Source organism: Agromyces sp. S2-1-8, from assembly GCF_021129215.1.
In the GTDB taxonomy this organism is placed as follows: Bacteria; Actinomycetota; Actinomycetes; order Actinomycetales; family Microbacteriaceae; genus Agromyces; species Agromyces chromiiresistens.
The window spans coordinates 2,636,196-2,654,470 of sequence record NZ_JAJOLP010000001.1 but is presented as its reverse complement, the minus strand read 5'-3'; the positions used below and the strand labels follow the sequence as shown (position 1 = coordinate 2,654,470).

Here is an 18,275-nt window from a genome sequence, read left to right as displayed (position 1 = left end):
CGGAATCACGCCGTCGTGGACGCCTCGGTCGAGGCATCCACGACCGGCGTCGACCTAGACCGGCTGCAGCGTGCCGTTCGCGAGCAGGAAGAAGAGCAGCCCGCCGACCACGATGCGGTAGATCACGAACGGCAGGAAGCTGTGCTTCGAGATCCAGCTCATGAAGAACGCGATCACGAGGATGGCCACGACGAACGCGACGACCGTCGCCGCCGCGGTCTCGAGCGGACTGTAGACCGACGGCTCGTCGAGGCTCTTGACGAGCTGGAACAGCCCGCTGCCGAACACGGCCGGGATCGCGAGCAGGAAGGCGTAGCGGGCCGCTGCGGCGCGTTCGTAGCCGAGCAGCAGGCCCATCGTGATCGTGCCGCCCGAGCGCGAGACGCCGGGGATGAGCGACAACGACTGGGCGAGTCCGAAGAGCACGCCGTGCGGGTACGTCAACTGGTCGAGCTTGCGGCGCTTGGCTCCGGCCCAGTCGGCCAGGCCGAGGATGATGCCGAACACGACGAGCATCGTCGCCGTGATCCAGAGCGATCGGAGCACCGTCTCGATCTCGTCCTGGAAGAGCAGGCCGAACACCACGATGGGGATCGAGCCGATGATGATGAGCCAGCCCATGCGGGCGTCGGGGTCGTTGCGGGGCACGCGCCCGGTGAACGAGCTGAACCAGTGCGACACGATGCGCACGATGTCGCGCCAGAAGAACACGACGACCGCGGTCTCGGTGCCGAGCTGGGTGATCGCGGTGAAGGCCGCCCCCGGGTCCTGCGCGCCCGGCAGGAACTCCCCGAGGATGCGCAGGTGGGCGCTCGAGGAGATCGGGAGGAACTCGGTGAGGCCCTGGACGAATCCCAGGATGAGCGCTTCGATCACGTGGTGCATCCGCCTTCCGCCTCCGCGGAAGTCGGAGGTCTCAGCTGGCCTGACGTGGGTGGCCCGATGGGCCGCCGCGCCGTCGACTCGCCGGTCAGTACTCGAGGAGCAGGTCGCGAAGGACCCGCCTACCGAAGACTAGTGCGTCGAGCGGCACCCGCTCGTCAACGCCGTGGAACATCGCAGGGAAGTCCAAGCCTTCGGGCAGGCGCAGCGGGGCGAAGCCGTAGCCGGCGATGCCGAGGCGACTGATCGCCTTGTTGTCGGTGCCGCCCGACAGCAGGTAGGGGAAGACCGGCGCGCCGGGATCGTGGGTCTCGAGCGAGCGCTTGACGGCATCCACGAGCGATCCGGACGTCGCGGACTCGAGTCCGACGTCGCGGTGCACCACCTCGATCTCGATGCCGTCGCCGACGAGCGCCTGCACCTCCGCGAGCACCGCCTCCTCTTCGCCGGGGAGGGTGCGGATGTCGATGAGCGCCTCGGCGCGGTCAGGGATCACGTTGTGCTTGTAGCCGGCCTCGAGGAGGGTCGGATTCGACGTCGTGCGCAGCGTCGCCGTGATGAATCCCGACGCGGATCCGGTCGCGAGGGCGAGCTCGTCGGGCGACACCTGTTCGGGGTCGACGCCGAGCACCGCGGCGATCTCGGCCAGGAGCTCGCGGGTCGTGTCGGTGAGGCGCATCGGCCACTCGGTGCGCCCGAGCGTCGCGACCGCCTCGGCGAGCTTCGTGATCGCGTTGTCCCGGATGAGCCGCGAGCCGTGCGCCGCGACGCCGCGGGCGACGAGCTTGATCCAGAGCAGCGACTTCTCGCCCGTCTGCAGCAGGTAGGCCCGGCGGCCGCCGACGGTGATCGAATAGCCGCCGACCTCGCTGATCGCCTCGGCGGCCCCGGCGAAGAGCTCGGGGTGGTGGTCGACGAGCCAGCCCGAGCCCGCTCCCCCGCCCGCCTCCTCGTCGGCGAAGAAGGCGATGACGAGGTCGCGCTCGGGCTGCGCCCCGCTGCCGAGGATGTCGCCGAGCGCGGCGAGCATCATGGCGTCCATGTCCTTCATGTCGACGGCGCCGCGACCCCAGAGCATTCCGTCGCGGATCTCGCCCGCGAAGGGGTCGACGCTCCAGTTGCGGGCGTCGGCGGGCACGACGTCGAGGTGGCCGTGCACGACGAGGGCGGGCTTGTCGGGATTGCGCCCGGGAACGCGGGCCACGACGCTCGTGCGCCGGGGCTCGGGTTCGAACATCCTGGGCGCGAGTCCGAGGCCGGCGAGCCGGGCCTCGACGTACTCCGCGGCCTCGCGTTCGCCGTTGGCCCGCCCGCTCCCGTAGTTGGAGGTGTCGAACCGGATCAGGTCGCGCGCGATCACCGCGGTCTCGTCGAGCACTGGGTCTGGGGTCGCGGATGCCTCGGCCATGCGCTCCACGCTAGTCGGTACGGCCACCGGCGCTCGCAGCGATCCCGGAATCGCGAGTTTTCCTGCCGCTCACCCGGGGTTTCGAGGCGTCGTCGACCTCGTCGTGGCGGTTTGGTCAATCGGGCTCCGCAAACCGTGCTAATGTCTTCTACGGCCGCTGAGCGATCAGCGGAAACCACGCGCGGGTGGCGGAATTGGCAGACGCGCTAGCTTGAGGTGCTAGTGCCCGTATAGGGCGTGGGGGTTCAAGTCCCCCCTCGCGCACGTGGGTCGAAAGGGCCGGATCGGAAGATCCGGCCCTTTCGCGTTTCTCCAGAACGGTTTCGGACGTTCGGCCGAGGCGACTTGCCAGTTTCGAACATGTGTTCGAAACTTGAAGGGTGACCCAGGCCGCTCCCCTCCCCTCGTCGACGGCCCGCCTCGAGCGGGTCGACGAGTTGCAGGCGCGCATTCACGGCATGCAGTCGACCCGGCTCGAGACCCGGGCGGTGCCGACCCATCCGGCCTTCACGGGGCTGCTGCCGGGCGGAACCCTGCGTGAGGGCACCGTCGTCGAGGCGCACGGGTCGACCACCCTCGTGATGGCGCTGCTGGCCGGCCCCTCGGCGAGCGGGCGCTGGGCGGCCGTCGTCGGCATGCCCGAGTTCGGGGTCGAGGCCGCGGCCCGGTTCGGCATCGATCTCGAGCGGCTCGTGCTCGTGCCGGAGCCCGGGCGGCAGTGGTTCGCGGTGGTCGCGGCGCTCGCCGACGTCATTCCCATCGTCGCAGTGCGACCGGCCGAGCGCGTCGCCCCTGCCGAGGCATCCCGGCTCGCCGCCCGCCTGCGCGAGCGCGGTGCCGTGCTGATCGCCGCCGGCCCCTGGCCGGGCAGTGACGCGAGCCTCGACGTCGAGGCGAGCGAATGGCACGGCCTCGAGTCCGGCCACGGCCTGCTCGACGAGCGAGAGGTCGTCGTGAGCGCTGCAGGCCGCGGCGGCTTCGTGAAGCGGCGTCGTTCGAAGCTGCGGCTGCCCGACCGCGCGCTCGGGTTCGAGGCGCTGGACGAGGGGCCGGGTGCAGCAGATGCGGCCGAGTCTCCCCCGTCCGGCACCGAGGCGGGGCTGGCCCCCGTGCTCCACGGCGAGTTCCGGAGGCCGGCATGAACCCGGCCTCCCCCACGAGGGCGATCGTGCTCTGGTGCCCCGACTGGCCCGTGTTCGCCGCGGCTCGCGAGGCGGGGCTCGACCTCGACGCGCCCATCGCCCTCACCGAGGGCGGTGCGGTGCACTCCTGCTCGGCGGCGGCACGACGCGACGGCGTGGCGCGCGGGCTGCGCCTCCGCGAGGCGCAGTACCGCTCCCCCGCGCTCACCGTGCTGCCGTACGATCCCGCCCTCGACGTGCGCGCCTTCGAACCCGTCGTCCGACGGGTCGAAGACGCGGTGCCGGGGGTGCAGGTCGTGCGCCCCGGCACGCTCGCGATGCGGGCGCGGGGGCCGGCCCGCTACTACGGCGGCGAGGACGCCGCGGCACGGGCACTGCTCGACACGGCACGGCAGCTCGGCCCCGAGGTGCGGGTGGGCGTCGCCGACGGGCCGTTCGCCGCCGAGCAGGCGGCACGCGCGGTGCGCTCCTCGCCGCACATCGGCATCGTGGCGCCGGGCGGCTCGGCCGAGTTCCTCGCGCCGCTGCCCGTCGGCCTCGTCGTCGACGAACGCACCCGGGTGCTGCTCAATCGGCTCGGGGTTCGCACGCTCGGCGACTTCGCGGCGCTGCCGGCCGACGATGTGCGCCGCCGGTTCGGGGCCGCCGGTGCGTTCGCCCACGACCGGGCCGCCGGCCGCGAGTCCAACGGGGTGGCGGCCCGAACCCCGCCGCCCGAGTTCGAGGTGCTCGCCGAGTTCGAACCGCCGCTCGATCGCATCGACCAGCTCGCATTCGCGTTCCGAGTGCGAGCCGACGAGTTCATCGACCGCATGCGGGCGGTCAGGCTCGTGTGCACGGCGATCCGCGTCGAACTCGACGACGAGCGGGGCGGCCGATCGAGTCGCAGCTGGCTGCATCCGCGCTGGTTCACGCCCGCCGACGTCGTCGACCGGGTGCGCTGGCAGCTGCAGGGAGCCGGCACCGCCGACAGCGGGCTCGCCTCGCCGATCACCGCGCTGCGGGTGATCCCCGAGCGGGTCGACTCCACCGCGAACCACGAGGCGGGGCTCTGGGGGCAGGGGCCCGACGAGCGGGTGCACCACGCGCTCACCCGGGTGCAGAGCATGCTCGGGCACGAGGGGGTCGTCACGGCGGCCGTCGGCGGCGGGCGCATGCTCGCCGATCGGCAGGTGCTCGTACCGTGGGGCGACCGGGCTCCCGAACGGCGCGAGGCCCCGTGGCCCGGCAGCCTGCCCGCGCTCGCGCCGGCGAGCGTGTTCCGCGAACGGCACCCGGTCGCCCTGCTCGACGCCGCCGGCGCCACGGTCGCGATCGATGCGCGCGGCGCGATCTCGTCGCCGCCCGAGACCTTCGCGGTCGGCCGCACCGCACCGGCGCGGGTACGCGCGTGGGCCGGCCCGTGGCCGGTCGTCGAACGCTGGTGGGACGACGCGCGTGCGCGGCGCGTGCACCGGTTCCAGCTCGTCGACCACGACGGCTGCGCGTGGCTCCTCGTGCGCGACGCCGAGGGCTGGTGGGCCGAGGCGAGGTACGACTGATGGGCAGAGGCTGATGGGCTGGAACAATCCCGAGATCCCCTGGTCGGAGCTCGAGCGCAAGCTCTCCGACCGCCGCAGGCCGAGCCCGTCGAAGCTCATCGCCGACGGCGGCGACGGCCCGGCGTTCAGCCGCAAACGGCAGCCCTACCGGCCGAGCGAGGGGCTCACCGCGCCCGAGGGGCCGGTCGTGCCCTACGCCGAACTCCACGCGCACACGAACTACAGCTTCCTCGACGGGGCCTCTTCGCCCGAGCAGCTGGTGGAGGAGGCCCACCGGCTGGGCCTCTCCGGGCTCGCGGTGACCGACCACGACGGCTTCTACGGCATCGTGCGCTTCGCCGAGGCGGCCGAGAGCTTCTCCGACCTCACGACCGTCTTCGGGGCCGAGCTCTCGCTCGGGCTGGGCCGTCCGCAGATGGGCGAGGCCGACCCCGAGGGCGACCACCTGCTCGTGCTCGCCCGCCGCGAGGCGGGCTACCACCGGCTCGCCGCGGCGATCACGGCGGGCCAGCTCGCGGGCGGCGAGAAGGGGCGCCCGGTCTACGACCTCGACGACCTCGCCGCGCGGGCGGGAGATGACTGGACGGTGCTCACGGGGTGCCGCAAGGGCGCGGTGCGGCGGGCGCTCGCCGCGGAGGGACCGGATGCCGCGCGGCGTGAACTCGATCGACTGATCGCGCTCTTCGGGCGCGATCAGGTGGTCGTCGAGCTGTTCGACCACGGGCATCCGGCCGACCAGCGGGCGAACGACGTGCTCGCGGGGCTCGCCGAAGGCGCTCGGCTGCGGATCGTCGCGACGAATGCCGTGCACTACGCGACGCCGCCCGAACACCGGCTCGCGAATGCGCTCGCGGCGGTTCGCGCGCGGCGCAGCCTCGACGAGCTCGACGGGTGGCTGCCCGCCTCCGACGGGCTGCACCTGCGCAGCGGCGCGGAGATGCAGGCGCGGTTCGCGAGGTATCCGGGCGCGGTCGAGCACTCGGTCTCGCTCGCAGGAGAACTCGGCTTCACGCTGCGCAGCGCCAGGCCCAGGCTTCCCCGCCAGGAGGTGCCCGAGGGGCACACCCCGATGAGCTGGCTGCGGGAGCTCGTGCGGCAGGGCGCCGCCGAGCTCTACCCCGGGGCGGGCGACGCCGTGCACGCCCGGCTCGAGCACGAACTCGCGATCATCGAGCAGAAGGACTTCCCCGGCTACTTCCTGATCGTGCACGATCTCGTCCGCGAGGCGCGGAGCCGAGGCATCCTCTGCCAGGGCCGGGGATCTGCCGCGAACTCGGCCGTCTGCTACGCGCTGCGCATCACCGCGGTCGACTCCATCAAGTTCGACCTTCCGTTCGAGCGGTTCCTCTCCGCACTGCGCGACGAGGAGCCCGACATCGACGTCGACTTCGACTCCGACCGGCGGGAGGAGATCATCCAGTACGTCTACGAGAAGTACGGCCGGCAGAACGCCGCACAGGTCGCGAACGTGATCAGCTACCGGCCGAAGGTCGCGGTGCGCGACATGGCGAAGGCCCTCGGCTACTCGACCGGGCAGCAGGACGCGTGGTCGCGACAGGTGGAACGCTGGGGCGCGGTGGTCGAGACCGACGACCACGACATCCCCGGCCCGGTCGTCGAGCTGGCCGAGCAGGTGCTCGGATTCCCGCGGCACCTCGGCATCCACTCGGGCGGCATGGTGCTCACCGACCGGCCGGTGGGCGAGGTCTGCCCGATCGAGCACGCCCGCATGGAGCACCGCACGGTGCTGCAATGGGACAAGGACGACTGCGCCTGGATGGGCCTCGTGAAGTTCGACCTGCTCGGGCTCGGCATGCTCGCCGCCCTGCAGTACACGTTCGACCTCGTGCGCGAGCACACGGGCGAGACGTGGGAGCTGCAGTCCGTCCCGAAAGAGGAGCCGGCGGTGTACGACATGCTCTGCCGAGCCGACTCGATCGGCGTGTTCCAGGTCGAGAGCCGGGCGCAGATCGGCACGCTCCCCCGCCTGAAGCCGCGAAAGTACTACGACCTCGTCGTCGAGATCGCGCTCATCCGGCCCGGCCCGGTGCAGGGCGGGGCGGTGCACCCGTACATCCGGCGGCGCACCGGTGAAGAGCCGGTCAGCTACCTGCACCCGAACCTCGAGCCCGTGCTCGAGCGCACGCTCGGGGTGCCGCTCTTCCAGGAGCAGCTCATGCAGATGGCCGTCGCGGTCGGCGGCTGCACCGCGGCCGACGCCGACCTGCTGCGCCGGGCGATGGGCTCCAAGCGCGGCGTCGAGAAGATCTCGAAGCTCAGGGCGAAGCTCTTCGAGGGCATGGCGGCGAACGGGCTCAGCGACGACGACGCGCAGGCGATCTACGACAAGATCGAGGCCTTCGCGAACTTCGGCTTCGCCGAGAGCCACGCACTCTCCTTCGCCCTGCTCGTCTACGCGAGCTCGTGGCTGAAGCTGCACTACCCGGCGGCCTTCCTCGCGGCGCTCCTGCGCGCCCAGCCGATGGGCTTCTACTCGCCGCAGACCCTCACCGCCGACGCGCGACGGCACGGGGTGCGAGTGCTGCGACCCGACGTGCTGCGGTCGGGCGTGCACGCGGGGCTCGAGGCGTGCGACGGGCCCCGCGTCCCCGGCGAGCAGGCGGATGTCGCGGGGCGGACGCCAGCGCAGCGGCGACCGCCGACCGGCATGGCGGCGTGCACGCACGTCGCCCAGCCCGACATCGGCGACTTCGACCTCGAGGCGCCCGATCGGTCGGCCGAGCATCGCCGCGACGGGGCCTTCGCGGTGCGGCTCGGGCTCGCCGACGTCTCGTCCATCGGGGCGAAGGTCGCGCAGCGCATCGTCGACGAGCGCGACGCGCGCGGCCCGTATCGAGACATGAGCGACCTCTCCCGCCGGGCGGCGCTCGACACCGAGCAGCTCGAGGCGCTCGCCGCAGCGGGCGCCTTCGAGGGCTTCGGGCTCGCCCGTCGCGAGGCGCTCTGGCTCGCCGGCGAGGCCTCGCAGGACCGCGCCGAGTTCCTGCCCGGGTCGGTGGTCGTGGTGCAGCCGCCGCTCCTGCCCGTGCTCTCACCGGCCGAGCAGGTCGTGTACGACCTGTGGGCGACCGGCATCTCCCCCGACGACCACCCGATCCGGCACATCCGCGATCGGCTCGACGAGCGCGGGGCGATCCGCATCGATCGCCTGCGCGAGGTCGAGTCGGGCCGACGGGTCGAGGTCGGCGGCGTCGTGACGCACCGGCAGCGGCCGGCGACGGCGTCGGGCATCACCTTCATCAACCTCGAGGACGAGTCGGGCACCCTCAACGTGATCGCCGGAGTCGGTGTCTGGAACCGCTACCGGCGCATCGCCCGGGAGGCGCCCGCGATGGTCGTCCGAGGCATCCTCGAACGGTCGAACGAGGGGGTCACGAACCTCATCGTCGACCGCTTCGAGTCGCTCACCGTGCAGGCGCAGACGCGGTCGCGCGACTTCCGGTGAACCGCCGGCGGGGTCGAGCCGTGCGCCTCGCGCTCGAGGGGGCCGCACTCCGATAGCCTCGACCGGTGCCTGCGACACCGCCCTACGACGCCGACCCCTTCGACCGATACGGCAGCGACGTGCTCGCCGGTGACTGGAAGGCCCGCGGCCGCACCGTGATCCCCGCCGTCGAGGCGGAGCGCGACCTCGTGGTCGAGCTCGCCGACTCGGGCTACTGCGGCGCCGTGGTGCGCGTCGAGAAGGGCGTCGTCGTGCTCGAGGACCGATACGGCAAACAGCGGATGTTCCCGCTCGGCCACGGGTTCCTCGTCGAAGGGCGCGCGGTGCAGCTCACGGCACCCAGGCCGAAGGCCCCGACCGGGCGGCTGCGCACCGCGTCGGGATCGTTCGCGGTCGAGCAAGGACCTGCGAAGGTCGCCCTGCCGAGCCGCATCTTCGTCGAGGGCCGGCACGACGCCGAGCTCGTCGAGAAGGTCTGGGGCGCCGACCTGCGCGTCGAGGGCGTCGTCGTCGAGTACCTCGAGGGGGTGGACGTGCTCGATGAGGTGCTCGCCGAGTTCCGCCCCGGCCCCGGGCGCAGGGCGGGAGTCCTCGTCGACCACCTGGTGCCCGGTTCGAAGGAGCAGCGCATCGCCGACGCGGTGGCGCGCGGACCCTACCGGTCGGACGTGCTCGTGGTCGGCCACCCGTACATCGACGTCTGGCAGTCGGTGAAGCCAGCCCGCCTCGGCCGGGAGGCCTGGCCCGTCGTCCCCCGCGGAACCGAGTGGAAGCACGGCGTGTGCGAGGCCTTCGGCTGGCCGCACGCCGACCAGGCCGACATCGCCCGCGCGTGGCAGCACATCCTCGGCCGGGTGCGCGGCTACGGCGATCTCGAACCGGCGCTGCTCGGACGGGTCGAGGAGCTCATCGACTTCGTGACCGCACCGGCCTGACGAGACCGGTCGCGTCGCTCGCCGCGCCGCGGGCACGCGGTCAGATCGACGACCCGCCGTCGCTGTGCACGAGCTGGCCGGTGACCCACCGCGCATCGTCGGACACGAGGAATCGCACGAGCCGCGCCGTGTCGTCGGGCGTGCCGAGCCGACCGGTCGGCTGCTGCGCCGTGAGCGCGGCGCGCGTCGCGGCATCCATCCACCCGGTGTCGATCGGGCCCGGGTTGACCAGGTTCGCCGTGATGCCGAGCGGCGCGAGCTCTCGTGCGGCGGCGACGACGATGCGATCGAGCGCCCCCTTCGACGCCCCGTACGGCACGTTGCCGACGATGTGATCGCTCGTCAGCGCGACGATGCTGCCGCCGCCTGCGGGAACCTGCCCGGCGAACGCCTGCACCAGCAGCAGCGCGGCGCGCGTGTTCACGGCGAAGTGGCGGTCGAAGCTCTCGACCGAGGTGTCGAGCACGCCCGAGTCGACACTCTGGGCGTGCGACAGCACGAGCGCCCGGATCGGGCCGAGGGCGGCGGATGCCTCGGCGAAGAGCCGTGCGGGAACGGCGGGGTCGGCCAGGTCGGCGTCGAGGCCGATCGCACCGGCGCCGATCGCGCGGAGCTCGGCCTCGAGGCTCGCCGGATCGCGATCGGGATCGCCGCCGAGCCCCATGCGCCGGTCGTAGTCGGCGAGATGGCTGAACGCGATGTCCCAGCCGTCGGCCGCGAGCCGCGTCGCGATCGCCCACGCGATCGTGTTGCGCCGGCCTGCTCCGGTGATGAGCGCGACGGGGCGGTGCATGTGACTCCTCGGGACGTGCGGTCGGGGGCTCGGCGGATCAGCCTACCGTCGTGCCGAACGCGAGGCCGAGCAGATAGGTGACCGCGGCGGCGCCGAGCCCGATCGAGAGCTGACGCAGTGCGCGCTTCAGCGGCGAGGCGCCGGACAGGAGGCCGACGGTCGCGCCCGTCGCGAGCAGCGCGATTCCGACGAGCACGGTCGCCGTCACGACCGCGGCGAGGCCGGTCATTCCGAACAGGTACGGCAGGACTGGGATGAGCGCGCCCGACGCGAAGAAGCAGAAGCTCGAGATCGCCGCGGAGAGTCCAGTGCCGATCGCCTCGTCGTCGTCGGCCTCGATCGCGAGCGCATCGGTGGGTGCCTGCGCCAGCTCGGCCGCCTGCACGCGGGCCACGACGAGTGCCGCGTGCTCGATGGCGTCGTCGGGCTCCATGCCGCGGGCGCGGTACACGAGGGCGAGCTCGTTCGCGTCGACGTCGAGGTGCGGCAGCGCGTCTCTCGTCGTGGGGTCGGGCGCGGATGCCTCGAGCAGCTCCCGCTGGGATCGCACCGACACGTACTCCCCCGCCCCCATCGACAGTGCACCGGCGAGCAGGCCGGCGATCCCCGTGAACAGCACGACGCTCGCCGGCACGCCCGTCGCGCCGATGCCGAGCACGAGCGCGAGGTTCGAGACGAGCCCGTCGTTCGCGCCGAAGACGGCGGCGCGGAAGGTTCCGGCGAGGCGCCGTCGGCCCCGTGCCGCGAGCCCTCGCACGACCTCGCCGTGGATGCGTTCGTCCGCGGCCATCGCCGCCGTCGCGTCGGGGTCGGTCGCGTACGGCGATCGCGCCTCGGCCCGCTGCGCGAGTGCGAGCACGAAGATCGAGCCGAAGCGGCGCGCGAGCGAGGCGAGCATGCGGGTGCGGACGTCGGCACGCGGAACGCCCGCCTCGTCGCCGCCGAGCAGGCCGAGCCAGTGCGCCTCGTGGCGACCCTCAGCCGCGGCGAGGGCGAGCAGGATCTCGCGCTCCTCGCCGTCGCGACGGGCGGCGAGCTCTCGGTAGACGGCCGCCTCCGCACGTTCCGCGGCGAGATACCGTCGCCAGCGATCACGGTCGGCCGGGGTGCCCTGCGGCGCCACGTCGGTCATCGTGCCTCCTCGTCGTGGTGCGGGCGCGGTCCGACGCCGGCATGCGCCCGCGACATCGCGCGGCCGTGTCACGGCCGACGACCACGCTATCGGGCGCCCCGGCCGCGGCGGCCCGGTTGTGCGGGATTGGCAGCTTTTCGGACGGCCGAACACCCGCACGGATGCCTCCGGCCGGTGCCGAGGCATCCACGCCGCCACGGGCGGGAACCGAGGGGCGCGGACGGGAGCAGCCGGCCCGTCAGCCGACGAGCTTGTTCCAGCCGTCGCCGTCGACGTGCTCGAAGATGAGGTTGGTCTCGGTATGCGCGACCGCAGGGTGGCCGGTGAGGTGGGCCAGGACGAACTCGCGCAGCTCTTCGGCGTCGCGGGCCGCGACGTGCAGCAGGTAGTCCTCTGCTCCCGCCATGTGGAACACGCCGAGCACACCCGGCAGATGCGGCACCTGGGCGCGGAAGGCGTCGATCTCGCCGCGGTCGTGCTTGACGAGCCGAACGGCGATGAGCGCCTGGAGCGAGACGCCGAGCGAGGCGAGGTCGACGTCGACGCGATAGCCGCGCACCGTGCCGAGCGACTGCAGGCGGCGCAGGCGCAACGAGACCGTCGACTCGGCCACGCCCACCTCGGCGGCGAGTGCGGCTCCGGAGGCACGCGCGTTCGTCGACAGCGCCTGGAGGAGCGCGCGGTCGACGCGGTCGAGTTCGGGCTTCTGCGCCATGCGTGCGCTCCCATCGATCGAGTATGCAGATGCTTCGAGATTTCCAGACTATCCCACTGATCGTTCGAGCCGAGTTGTTTCTGGTGACAGGATCTGCTTTCGTTCCTGCCATGCAGACATCGTCGTCGCATCTCGAGACCCGCGCCGTCCACGGCGGAATGCGCGGTGTCCGGGAGAGCGGATCCCATGTGCCCGTCATCGACTTCTCGACCACCAACCCGCTCGGCTCGGTCGAGACCGGCGGGCTCTCGTACGAGGAGCTCGCCACCGGTCACGACCTCGGCGATGGCCGCTCGGCCGTCTACCAGCGTCTCTGGCAGCCCGGCGTCGCCCGGTTCGAGGAGTCGCTCGCCGGGCTCGAGGGCACCGACGGGGCCGTCGCCTTCGGCAGCGGCATGGCGGCACTCGCCGCCGTGCTCATCGCGACCGCCTCGGCGGGCCGGCCGCACATCGTGGCGGTGCGCCCGCTCTACGGCGGCACCGATCATGTGCTCGAGAGCGGCCTGCTCGGCACCGACGTCACCTGGGCGACGGTCGACGAGGTCGCGGCGGCGATCCGCCCGGACACGGGTCTCGTCGTCGTCGAGACGCCGGCGAACCCGACCCTCGAACTCGTCGACCTGCGCCGGCTCGCGGCCGTCGCGGGCGAGGTGCCGGTGCTCGTCGACAACACGTTCGCGACCCCCGTGCTGCAGCGTCCCGCCGAGCACGGCGCGCGGCTCGTGCTGCACAGCGCGACGAAGTACCTCGGGGGCCACGGCGACGTCATGGGCGGGGTCGTGGCAGCCGACCGCGAGTGGGTCGAACGGCTGCGGCGCGTGCGCGCGCTCACCGGCGGGCTGCTGCATCCGATGGCGGCCTATCTGCTGCACCGCGGTCTGCGCACGCTCCCCCTGCGCGTGCGCGCGCAGCAGACGTCGGCGGCGGTGCTCGCGGATCGCCTGGCCTCCCACCCCGCGGTCGGCCGGGTGCACTACCCGGGGCTGCCCGGCCAGGATCCGCAGGGCCTGCTCGGCCGCCAGCTCGAGGGTGCCGGCTCGATCATCGCGATCGAGCTCGCCGGAGGGTTCGACGCCGCGGTCGCGTTCACCGAGGCGTGCGAGCTCGTCACGCATGCCGTGTCGCTCGGCGGTGTCGACTCGCTCGTGCAGCATCCCGCTTCACTCACTCACCGGCCCGTCGCCGGCGAGGCGAAGCCGGGCGACGGCGTCGTCCGGCTGTCGATCGGCCTCGAGCACGTCGACGACCTCACGGACGACCTGATGAGCGCGCTCGACGCGGCGGCCGTCATCGCGGGCATCGAGGCCGTGGCGCGGGTCTCGGCTGGCTGACCTGGATCGGATCGCCCGGGACCGCCGGTTCGACGCCGAGCGTCGGGGTCCCGGGCGAACCCGCCACGATCAGCGTCCGCCGAGTCTCCGCCGGAGCAGCTCGATGCGGGACTGCAGCTGCGTGACCGTCGCCTGTGCGACCTCGGGACCGCCGCAGGCGCGACGGAGCTCGGCGTGCACCATCGAGTGCGCCTGGCCGTTCTGTCGCGCGTAGAGGCCGACGAGGCTGTTGAGCAGCGAGCGCTGCTCCTTCAGGGTCCGGTACAGCGCGACCGGCTCGACCGAGTCGCCGTCGCCCGACACGCCCTCGGTGGATGCCGCGTGCTTGCGTCGTTCGCTCTGACGGCGGGCCTGCCGCGCCTGGCGGTGGCGCAGGAGCTCGGACACCTGTTCGGGTTCGAGCAGCCCCGGGATGCCGATGAAGTCGTACTCCTCGTCGCTGCCGGGCTCGGCGAGCGTGCCGAACTCGGTGCCGTCGAAGACGACCCGGTCGAAGCTCGCGTCGGACGCGATCGCCTGCCACGTGAACTCGTCGGCGAGCTCGTCGGACGCCTTGTCTTCGCGGTTCGCGGATTCGAGCAGACCGTCGTCGAGCCCCGGGTCGTCATCGCCGTCGCCGTCGCGACGGTCGAGCGCATGGTCGCGGGCCCGCTCGAGCTCGGAGGCCAGTGCCATGAGCACGGGCACGTTCGGCAGGAAGACCGACGCCGTCTCGCCGCGCCGGCGTGCGCGCACGAATCGGCCGATCGCCTGCGCGAAGAACAGCGGGGTCGACGAGCTCGTCGCGTACACGCCGACCGCGAGCCGCGGCACGTCGACGCCCTCGGACACCATGCGCACCGCGACCATCCACCGACGGTCGTTGCCCGAGAACTCCTCGATCCGGTTCGAGGCGGCCTTGTCGTCGGAGAGCACGACGGTGACCGGTTCGCCGCAGATCCGCTCGAGGATCTCGGCGTAGGCGCGGGCCACGGTCTGGTCGGTGGCGAGCACGAGTCCGCCGGCGTCGGGGATCGAGTGCCGCACCTCGGTCAGGCGCCGGTCGGCCGCCTGCAGCACCGCCGGGATCCACTCGCCGGTCGGCTCGAGCGCGGTGCGCCAGGCCGACGAGGTGATGTCCTTCGTGTTGTCCTCGCCGAGCTTCGCCTCCATCTCGTCGCCCGCCTTCGTGCGCCAGCGCATGTGGCCCGCGTAGACCATGAACATGACAGGACGGACGACGCCGTCGGCGAGGGCGCGGCCGTAGCCGTACGAGTAGTCGGTCTGCGAGAGGCGGACCCCCGCGGCGTCGGGTGCGTAGTTCACGAACGGGATCGGAGCGGTGTCGCTGCGGAACGGCGTGCCGGTGAGCGACAGGCGCTTCGTCGCAGGCTCGAAGGCCTCGCGGATCGCGTCGCCCCAGGAAAGCGTGTCGCCGCCGTGGTGCACCTCGTCGAGGATGACGAGGGTGCGGCCGGAGAGGGTGAGTTCGCGGTGCAGGGCGGGACGCATCGCGACCTGGGCGTAGGTGACGGCGACGCCGTGGTAGTGCCGTGCCGAACGGCCGTGGGCGTTGCGGAATCCGGGGTCGAGGCGGATGCCGACCCTGGCCGCCGCGTCGGCCCACTGGCGCTTGAGGTGGTCGGTCGGCGCGACGACCGTGAACCGGTCGATGATGCGGCGCGAACGCAGCTCGGCGGCGAGGCGCAGGGCGAAGGTCGTCTTGCCTGCGCCCGGGGTCGCAGCGGCGAGGAAGTCGCGCGGCAGCTCGGCGAGGTACTGATCGAGGGCCTCGGCCTGCCAGGCCCGCAGCTTCGACGCGGTGCCCCATGCGGCGCGCTCGGGGAACGACGGTGAGAGGTGCTCGGCCGCCGAGGTGCCCGGCTGGGCTCCTGAAGGCGTCGCGGTACTCACTGGTTCGAGGGTAGTGGAGCCCTGCGACATCCTCGAACCGGCACCCGCCCGTACCCCGTTCTGTGCAGAATGGAGGGATGGTCACCCAGCAGCATCCCTGGTCCCGCTACGTCGCGATCGGCGACTCGTTCACCGAGGGCATCGGCGACCCCGAGCCCACCGTGCCGGGCGGCCACCGCGGATGGGCCGACCGCGTCGCGGAGGTCCTGTCGCAGGGCACCGAGGACTTCGCCTACGCCAACCTCGCGGTGCGGGGCAAGCTCATCCAGCAGATCGTCGACGAGCAGCTCGAGCCCGCGCTCTCGCTGCGGCCCGACCTCATCACGATCTCGGCGGGCGGCAACGACGTCATCCGGCCCGGCACCGATCCCGACGAGATCTCGGCGCGCTTCGAGTACGCGATCGACCGGCTCAGCCGCGACCACGCCACGATCGTGATCTTCACCGGCGTCGACGTCGGTTTCTCGCCCGTGTTCCGCGGCATCCGCGGCAAGGTCGCGATCTACAACGAGAATCTCCGTGCGATCGCGGCGAGGTACGACTGCATCGTCGCCGACCAGTGGGCGCTCTCGGAGATCCAGGACCCGCGGATGTGGGCTCCCGACCGGCTGCACCTCAACGCGCTCGGACACCACACGGTCGCGCGGATGGTGCTCGCAGCCCTGAACGTCGAGAACGACCTCGATGCGCTGACGCCCGAGCCGCTGCCCCTGACCACGTGGCGGCAGGCGCGGGTCGAAGACCTCGCGTGGGCGCGCGAGTACCTCGTGCCGTGGGTGGTCCGGCGCATCCGCCACCAGTCGTCGGGCGACTTCATCACGGCGAAGCGCCCCGAGGCGGGCCCCTACTCGCTGCCCGACTGAGCGGTGCTCTGAGCGAGGCCGTCGGGGTTCGCCAGCCGCCACCAGGTGCCGGGATCGTCGATCTCGGCGTCGAGCACGAGCGGCACCGTGATCTCGCGGTCGCCGGAGCGCACGACCGCGGTGCCGACGTCCGCCCCCTCGGCCGCGACGGTCACGGGCTTCGCGTGCACCTCGACCTCGACCGGCGTGTCGCTCCACACCACGAGCGAGGCGCCGTCGGCGGCACGCGCCTTCGCGGTGTCGCCCCACGGCGTCTCGTAGCTCGCGAGCTCCTGCCCCGCCTCGAGCGGGGCGACCTCGTGGAACCCCGGGGCGACGCTGTCGAGCAGCGTCGCGACGGCCTCTCGCAGGACCGCGTGGTTCTCGGCGCCGAGGAGCACCCCGACGACCGTGACGGTCTGCTCGCCGACCGCGTAGTCGGCCGAGAAGAGCAGGTTCGCCGCGTCGTCGGTCGTGCCGGTCTTGATGCCGTCGACGCCGTGCGTGCCGAGCAGCTTGTTCGAGTTGTCGAGCTTTCCGAGCTCGGGGATGTCGACCGACTTCGTGGAGACGATCTCGGCGAGCGTCGGCTCCGCGAGGGCGAGCTCGCCGAGCTGTACGAGGTCGGCCGGCGTCGAGATGTTGTCCATCGAGAGCCCGCTCGAATCGGCGATGCGCGTGTTCGCGAGCCCGTGGTCGGCGAGCCAGGTCGTCGCGGCGGTCACGAGACCCGCCTCCGAGCCGTACGCCCAGTTCGCGAGCGAGATCGCGTAGTTGTTGCCCGAGGGAAGCAGCATCGCCTCGAGGCTCTCCTTGAGGCTGAGCGTCGAGCCCGCCTCGACGGGCGCGACCGATCCGTTCTGGGCGATCATGTCCCAGTAGATGTCGATGTCGGCCTCGGTGTACTCGATGTCGGGGCCGCCCTCGCCCGCCGGGATCGGGTGGTCCTGCAGGATCGTGAGCGCCGTGATGACCTTCGTGATGCTCGCGGTCGCCATCGGCCGGTCGGGCTCGCCCGCGGCGAGCAGGCCGTCGAAGCCCACCGCGCCGACCGCGTAGCCCCCGAAGCCGGGGAGGTCGAGCGCCTGCGCCGGCGCGGCCAGGGGTTCGGGCTGCTCGACGACGGGCGATGCCGCCGGCACGGCGGCCCCGAGCGCGTTCGCCGTGTACACCCCGCCGCCGACGACCAGCGCGAGGACGACGCCGAGCGTGCCGAAGACGGCGATGCGACGGCGCCGGTACACGCGCTTCCGCTCGGCGGGATCGGGGGTCGTCGTCATCGGGCCTCCTCGGGTTCGACGGCGACGGCGTACAGCACGACGGCCGCGGCGGCGGCGACGTTGAGCGAGTCGACGCCGTGGCGCATGGGGATGGTCACGACCCGGTCGGCGGCCGCGAGCGCGCGTCGGCTGAGGCCGTCGCCCTCCGCCCCGAACACGAGGGCGAGGCGCTCGGGCGCCGCCGCGGCGAGGTCGGGCAGCGCGACGGCGTCGTCGGCCAGGGCGAGCGCGGCGATCTCGAACCCCGCCCCGTGCAGCAGCTCGGCCGCCTCGTCCCACTCCGGCAGCCGGGTCCACGGCACCTGGAAGACGGTGCCCATGCTGACGCGTACGCTGCGCCGGTAGAGCGGATCGGCGCATCGGGGCGACACGAGCACGGCGTCGGCGCCGAGCGCCGCGACCGAACGGAAGATGGCGCCGACGTTGGTGTGATCGACGATGTCCTCGAGCACGACGACCCGGCGGGCGCCCGCGACGAGCGACGCGACTTCGGGCAATTCGGGGCGCTCGAACGCGGCGAGCGCGCCCCGATGCACGCGGTAGCCCGTGATCTCCTCGAGCTGGTCGGGGTCGCCGAGGTGGACCGGGATGTCGAACGACTCCAGCACGGGTGCGAGCCCGTCGAGCCACTTCTCCTCCATGAGCACCGAGCGAGGTCGATGGCCGGCCGCGATGGCGCGCCGGATCACCTTCGCCGATTCGGCGATGTAGAGGCCCTCCTCGGGCTCGCGCACGCTGCGCAGCGCGACGTCGGTGAGCCTCGCGTAATCGGCGACGGCATCGGATGCCGCGTCGCGGACTCGTTCGATGTGCATGGATCTCCTCCCCTCAAGAGTGCCAGCCCGTGAAACAATCCGGAAAACGACGGCGTTTACTCTCAGGGGTGTCGAAGGGAGACGACTTGGAGCAGGCGAT

The 18,275-nt window shown here is 72.5% G+C and carries 14 protein-coding genes and 1 tRNA gene; 7 read left to right on the top strand and 8 right to left on the bottom strand.

Translation table 11 applies throughout. The annotated features are described in order from the left end of the window. Nucleotides 1-54: 54 nt before the first annotated feature. Both LR269_RS12100 and LR269_RS12095 read right to left on the bottom strand, forming a co-directional pair. On the bottom strand, nt 55-885 hold the full coding sequence (locus LR269_RS12100; RefSeq protein WP_231431027.1) for an undecaprenyl-diphosphate phosphatase: 831 nt from the start codon (nt 883-885) through the stop codon (nt 55-57). Nucleotides 886-970: 85 nt separating this feature from the next. After that, nucleotides 971-2,290 (bottom strand): M20/M25/M40 family metallo-hydrolase, encoded by a 1,320-nt coding sequence (locus LR269_RS12095; RefSeq protein ID WP_231431026.1) that lies wholly within the window; start codon nt 2,288-2,290, stop codon nt 971-973. A gap of 179 nt (nt 2,291-2,469) precedes the next feature. Between LR269_RS12095 and LR269_RS12090 the strand changes: the two genes are divergently transcribed. The 5 genes from LR269_RS12090 to LR269_RS12070 all read left to right on the top strand — a co-directional run bounded on the left by LR269_RS12090 (nt 2,470) and on the right by LR269_RS12070 (nt 9,374). Further along, nucleotides 2,470-2,554 (top strand) — tRNA-Leu (locus LR269_RS12090). Between the two features lie 116 nt (nt 2,555-2,670). Further along, nucleotides 2,671-3,432 (top strand): hypothetical protein, encoded by a 762-nt coding sequence (locus LR269_RS12085; RefSeq protein WP_231431025.1) that lies wholly within the window; start codon nt 2,671-2,673, stop codon nt 3,430-3,432. After that, a complete protein-coding gene (locus LR269_RS12080; protein ID WP_231431024.1) occupies nt 3,429-4,973 on the top strand; it encodes a DNA polymerase Y family protein in 1,545 nt (514 codons plus the stop codon). Before LR269_RS12085 ends, LR269_RS12080 begins: the two co-directional genes overlap by 4 nt. A 13-nt stretch (nt 4,974-4,986) precedes the next feature. After that, entirely contained in the window at nt 4,987-8,439 is a 3,453-nt protein-coding gene (locus tag LR269_RS12075; protein WP_231431023.1) for an error-prone DNA polymerase, read from the top strand. A 65-nt stretch (nt 8,440-8,504) separates the two neighbouring features. Continuing rightward, complete coding sequence (locus tag LR269_RS12070; protein ID WP_231431022.1) at nt 8,505-9,374, top strand: DUF3097 domain-containing protein; 870 nt, start codon at nt 8,505-8,507, stop codon at nt 9,372-9,374. 40 nt (nt 9,375-9,414) lie between these two features. Here the strand turns inward: LR269_RS12070 and LR269_RS12065 are convergent, their stop codons facing one another. The 3 genes from LR269_RS12065 to LR269_RS12055 all read right to left on the bottom strand — a co-directional run bounded on the left by LR269_RS12065 (nt 9,415) and on the right by LR269_RS12055 (nt 12,014). Further along, complete coding sequence (locus tag LR269_RS12065; protein ID WP_231431021.1) at nt 9,415-10,167, bottom strand: SDR family oxidoreductase; 753 nt, start codon at nt 10,165-10,167, stop codon at nt 9,415-9,417. 37 nt (nt 10,168-10,204) lie between these two features. Then, nucleotides 10,205-11,299, bottom strand: coding sequence for a VIT1/CCC1 family protein (locus tag LR269_RS12060; RefSeq protein ID WP_231431020.1), 1,095 nt, complete (start codon nt 11,297-11,299; stop codon nt 10,205-10,207). 238 nt (nt 11,300-11,537) lie between these two features. Next, complete coding sequence (locus tag LR269_RS12055) at nt 11,538-12,014, bottom strand: Lrp/AsnC family transcriptional regulator (protein ID WP_231431019.1); 477 nt, start codon at nt 12,012-12,014, stop codon at nt 11,538-11,540. Between the two features lie 110 nt (nt 12,015-12,124). Here LR269_RS12055 and LR269_RS12050 point away from each other — a divergent pair, with 110 nt between their 5' ends. Continuing rightward, the gene (locus tag LR269_RS12050) at nt 12,125-13,345 is read left to right on the top strand and encodes a PLP-dependent aspartate aminotransferase family protein (protein ID WP_255679933.1); all 1,221 of its coding nucleotides are present in this window, start codon (nt 12,125-12,127) and stop codon (nt 13,343-13,345) included. 69 nt (nt 13,346-13,414) lie between these two features. On the opposite strand, the gene LR269_RS12045 is transcribed toward LR269_RS12050, so the two are convergent. Continuing rightward, entirely contained in the window at nt 13,415-15,268 is a 1,854-nt protein-coding gene (locus LR269_RS12045) for a DEAD/DEAH box helicase (RefSeq protein ID WP_374201119.1), read from the bottom strand. 47 nt (nt 15,269-15,315) lie between these two features. On the opposite strand from LR269_RS12045, the gene LR269_RS12040 reads away from it, so the two are divergent. Continuing rightward, the gene (locus LR269_RS12040; protein ID WP_231431017.1) at nt 15,316-16,101 is read left to right on the top strand and encodes an SGNH/GDSL hydrolase family protein; all 786 of its coding nucleotides are present in this window, start codon (nt 15,316-15,318) and stop codon (nt 16,099-16,101) included. On the opposite strand, the gene LR269_RS12035 is transcribed toward LR269_RS12040, so the two are convergent. Continuing rightward, a complete protein-coding gene (locus tag LR269_RS12035) occupies nt 16,083-17,360 on the bottom strand; it encodes a D-alanyl-D-alanine carboxypeptidase family protein (protein ID WP_231431016.1) in 1,278 nt (425 codons plus the stop codon). The genes LR269_RS12040 and LR269_RS12035 overlap by 19 nt on opposite strands. After that, nucleotides 17,357-18,175 (bottom strand): RNA methyltransferase, encoded by an 819-nt coding sequence (locus LR269_RS12030; protein WP_231431015.1) that lies wholly within the window; start codon nt 18,173-18,175, stop codon nt 17,357-17,359. The genes LR269_RS12035 and LR269_RS12030 overlap by 4 nt, the downstream gene beginning before the upstream one ends. Nucleotides 18,176-18,275 lie beyond the last annotated feature (100 nt).

Bases quoted from the DNA above. Each gene is read 5' to 3' on its own strand.
- LR269_RS12055 (WP_231431019.1), bottom strand. From the start codon at position 12,014: ATGGCGCAGAAGCCCGAACTCGACCGCGTCGACCGCGCGCTCCTCCAG.
- LR269_RS12100 (WP_231431027.1), bottom strand. From the start codon at position 885: ATGCACCACGTGATCGAAGCGCTCATCCTGGGATTCGTCCAGGGCCTC.
- LR269_RS12030 (WP_231431015.1), bottom strand. From the start codon at position 18,175: ATGCACATCGAACGAGTCCGCGACGCGGCATCCGATGCCGTCGCCGAT.
- LR269_RS12095 (WP_231431026.1), bottom strand. From the start codon at position 2,290: ATGGCCGAGGCATCCGCGACCCCAGACCCAGTGCTCGACGAGACCGCG.
- LR269_RS12060 (WP_231431020.1), bottom strand. From the start codon at position 11,299: ATGACCGACGTGGCGCCGCAGGGCACCCCGGCCGACCGTGATCGCTGG.
- LR269_RS12045 (WP_374201119.1), bottom strand. From the start codon at position 15,268: ATGTCGCAGGGCTCCACTACCCTCGAACCAGTGAGTACCGCGACGCCT.
- LR269_RS12040 (WP_231431017.1), top strand. From the start codon at position 15,316: ATGGTCACCCAGCAGCATCCCTGGTCCCGCTACGTCGCGATCGGCGAC.
- LR269_RS12080 (WP_231431024.1), top strand. From the start codon at position 3,429: ATGAACCCGGCCTCCCCCACGAGGGCGATCGTGCTCTGGTGCCCCGAC.
- LR269_RS12075 (WP_231431023.1), top strand. From the start codon at position 4,987: ATGGGCTGGAACAATCCCGAGATCCCCTGGTCGGAGCTCGAGCGCAAG.
- LR269_RS12050 (WP_255679933.1), top strand. From the start codon at position 12,125: ATGCAGACATCGTCGTCGCATCTCGAGACCCGCGCCGTCCACGGCGGA.
- LR269_RS12065 (WP_231431021.1), bottom strand. From the start codon at position 10,167: ATGCACCGCCCCGTCGCGCTCATCACCGGAGCAGGCCGGCGCAACACG.
- LR269_RS12035 (WP_231431016.1), bottom strand. From the start codon at position 17,360: ATGACGACGACCCCCGATCCCGCCGAGCGGAAGCGCGTGTACCGGCGC.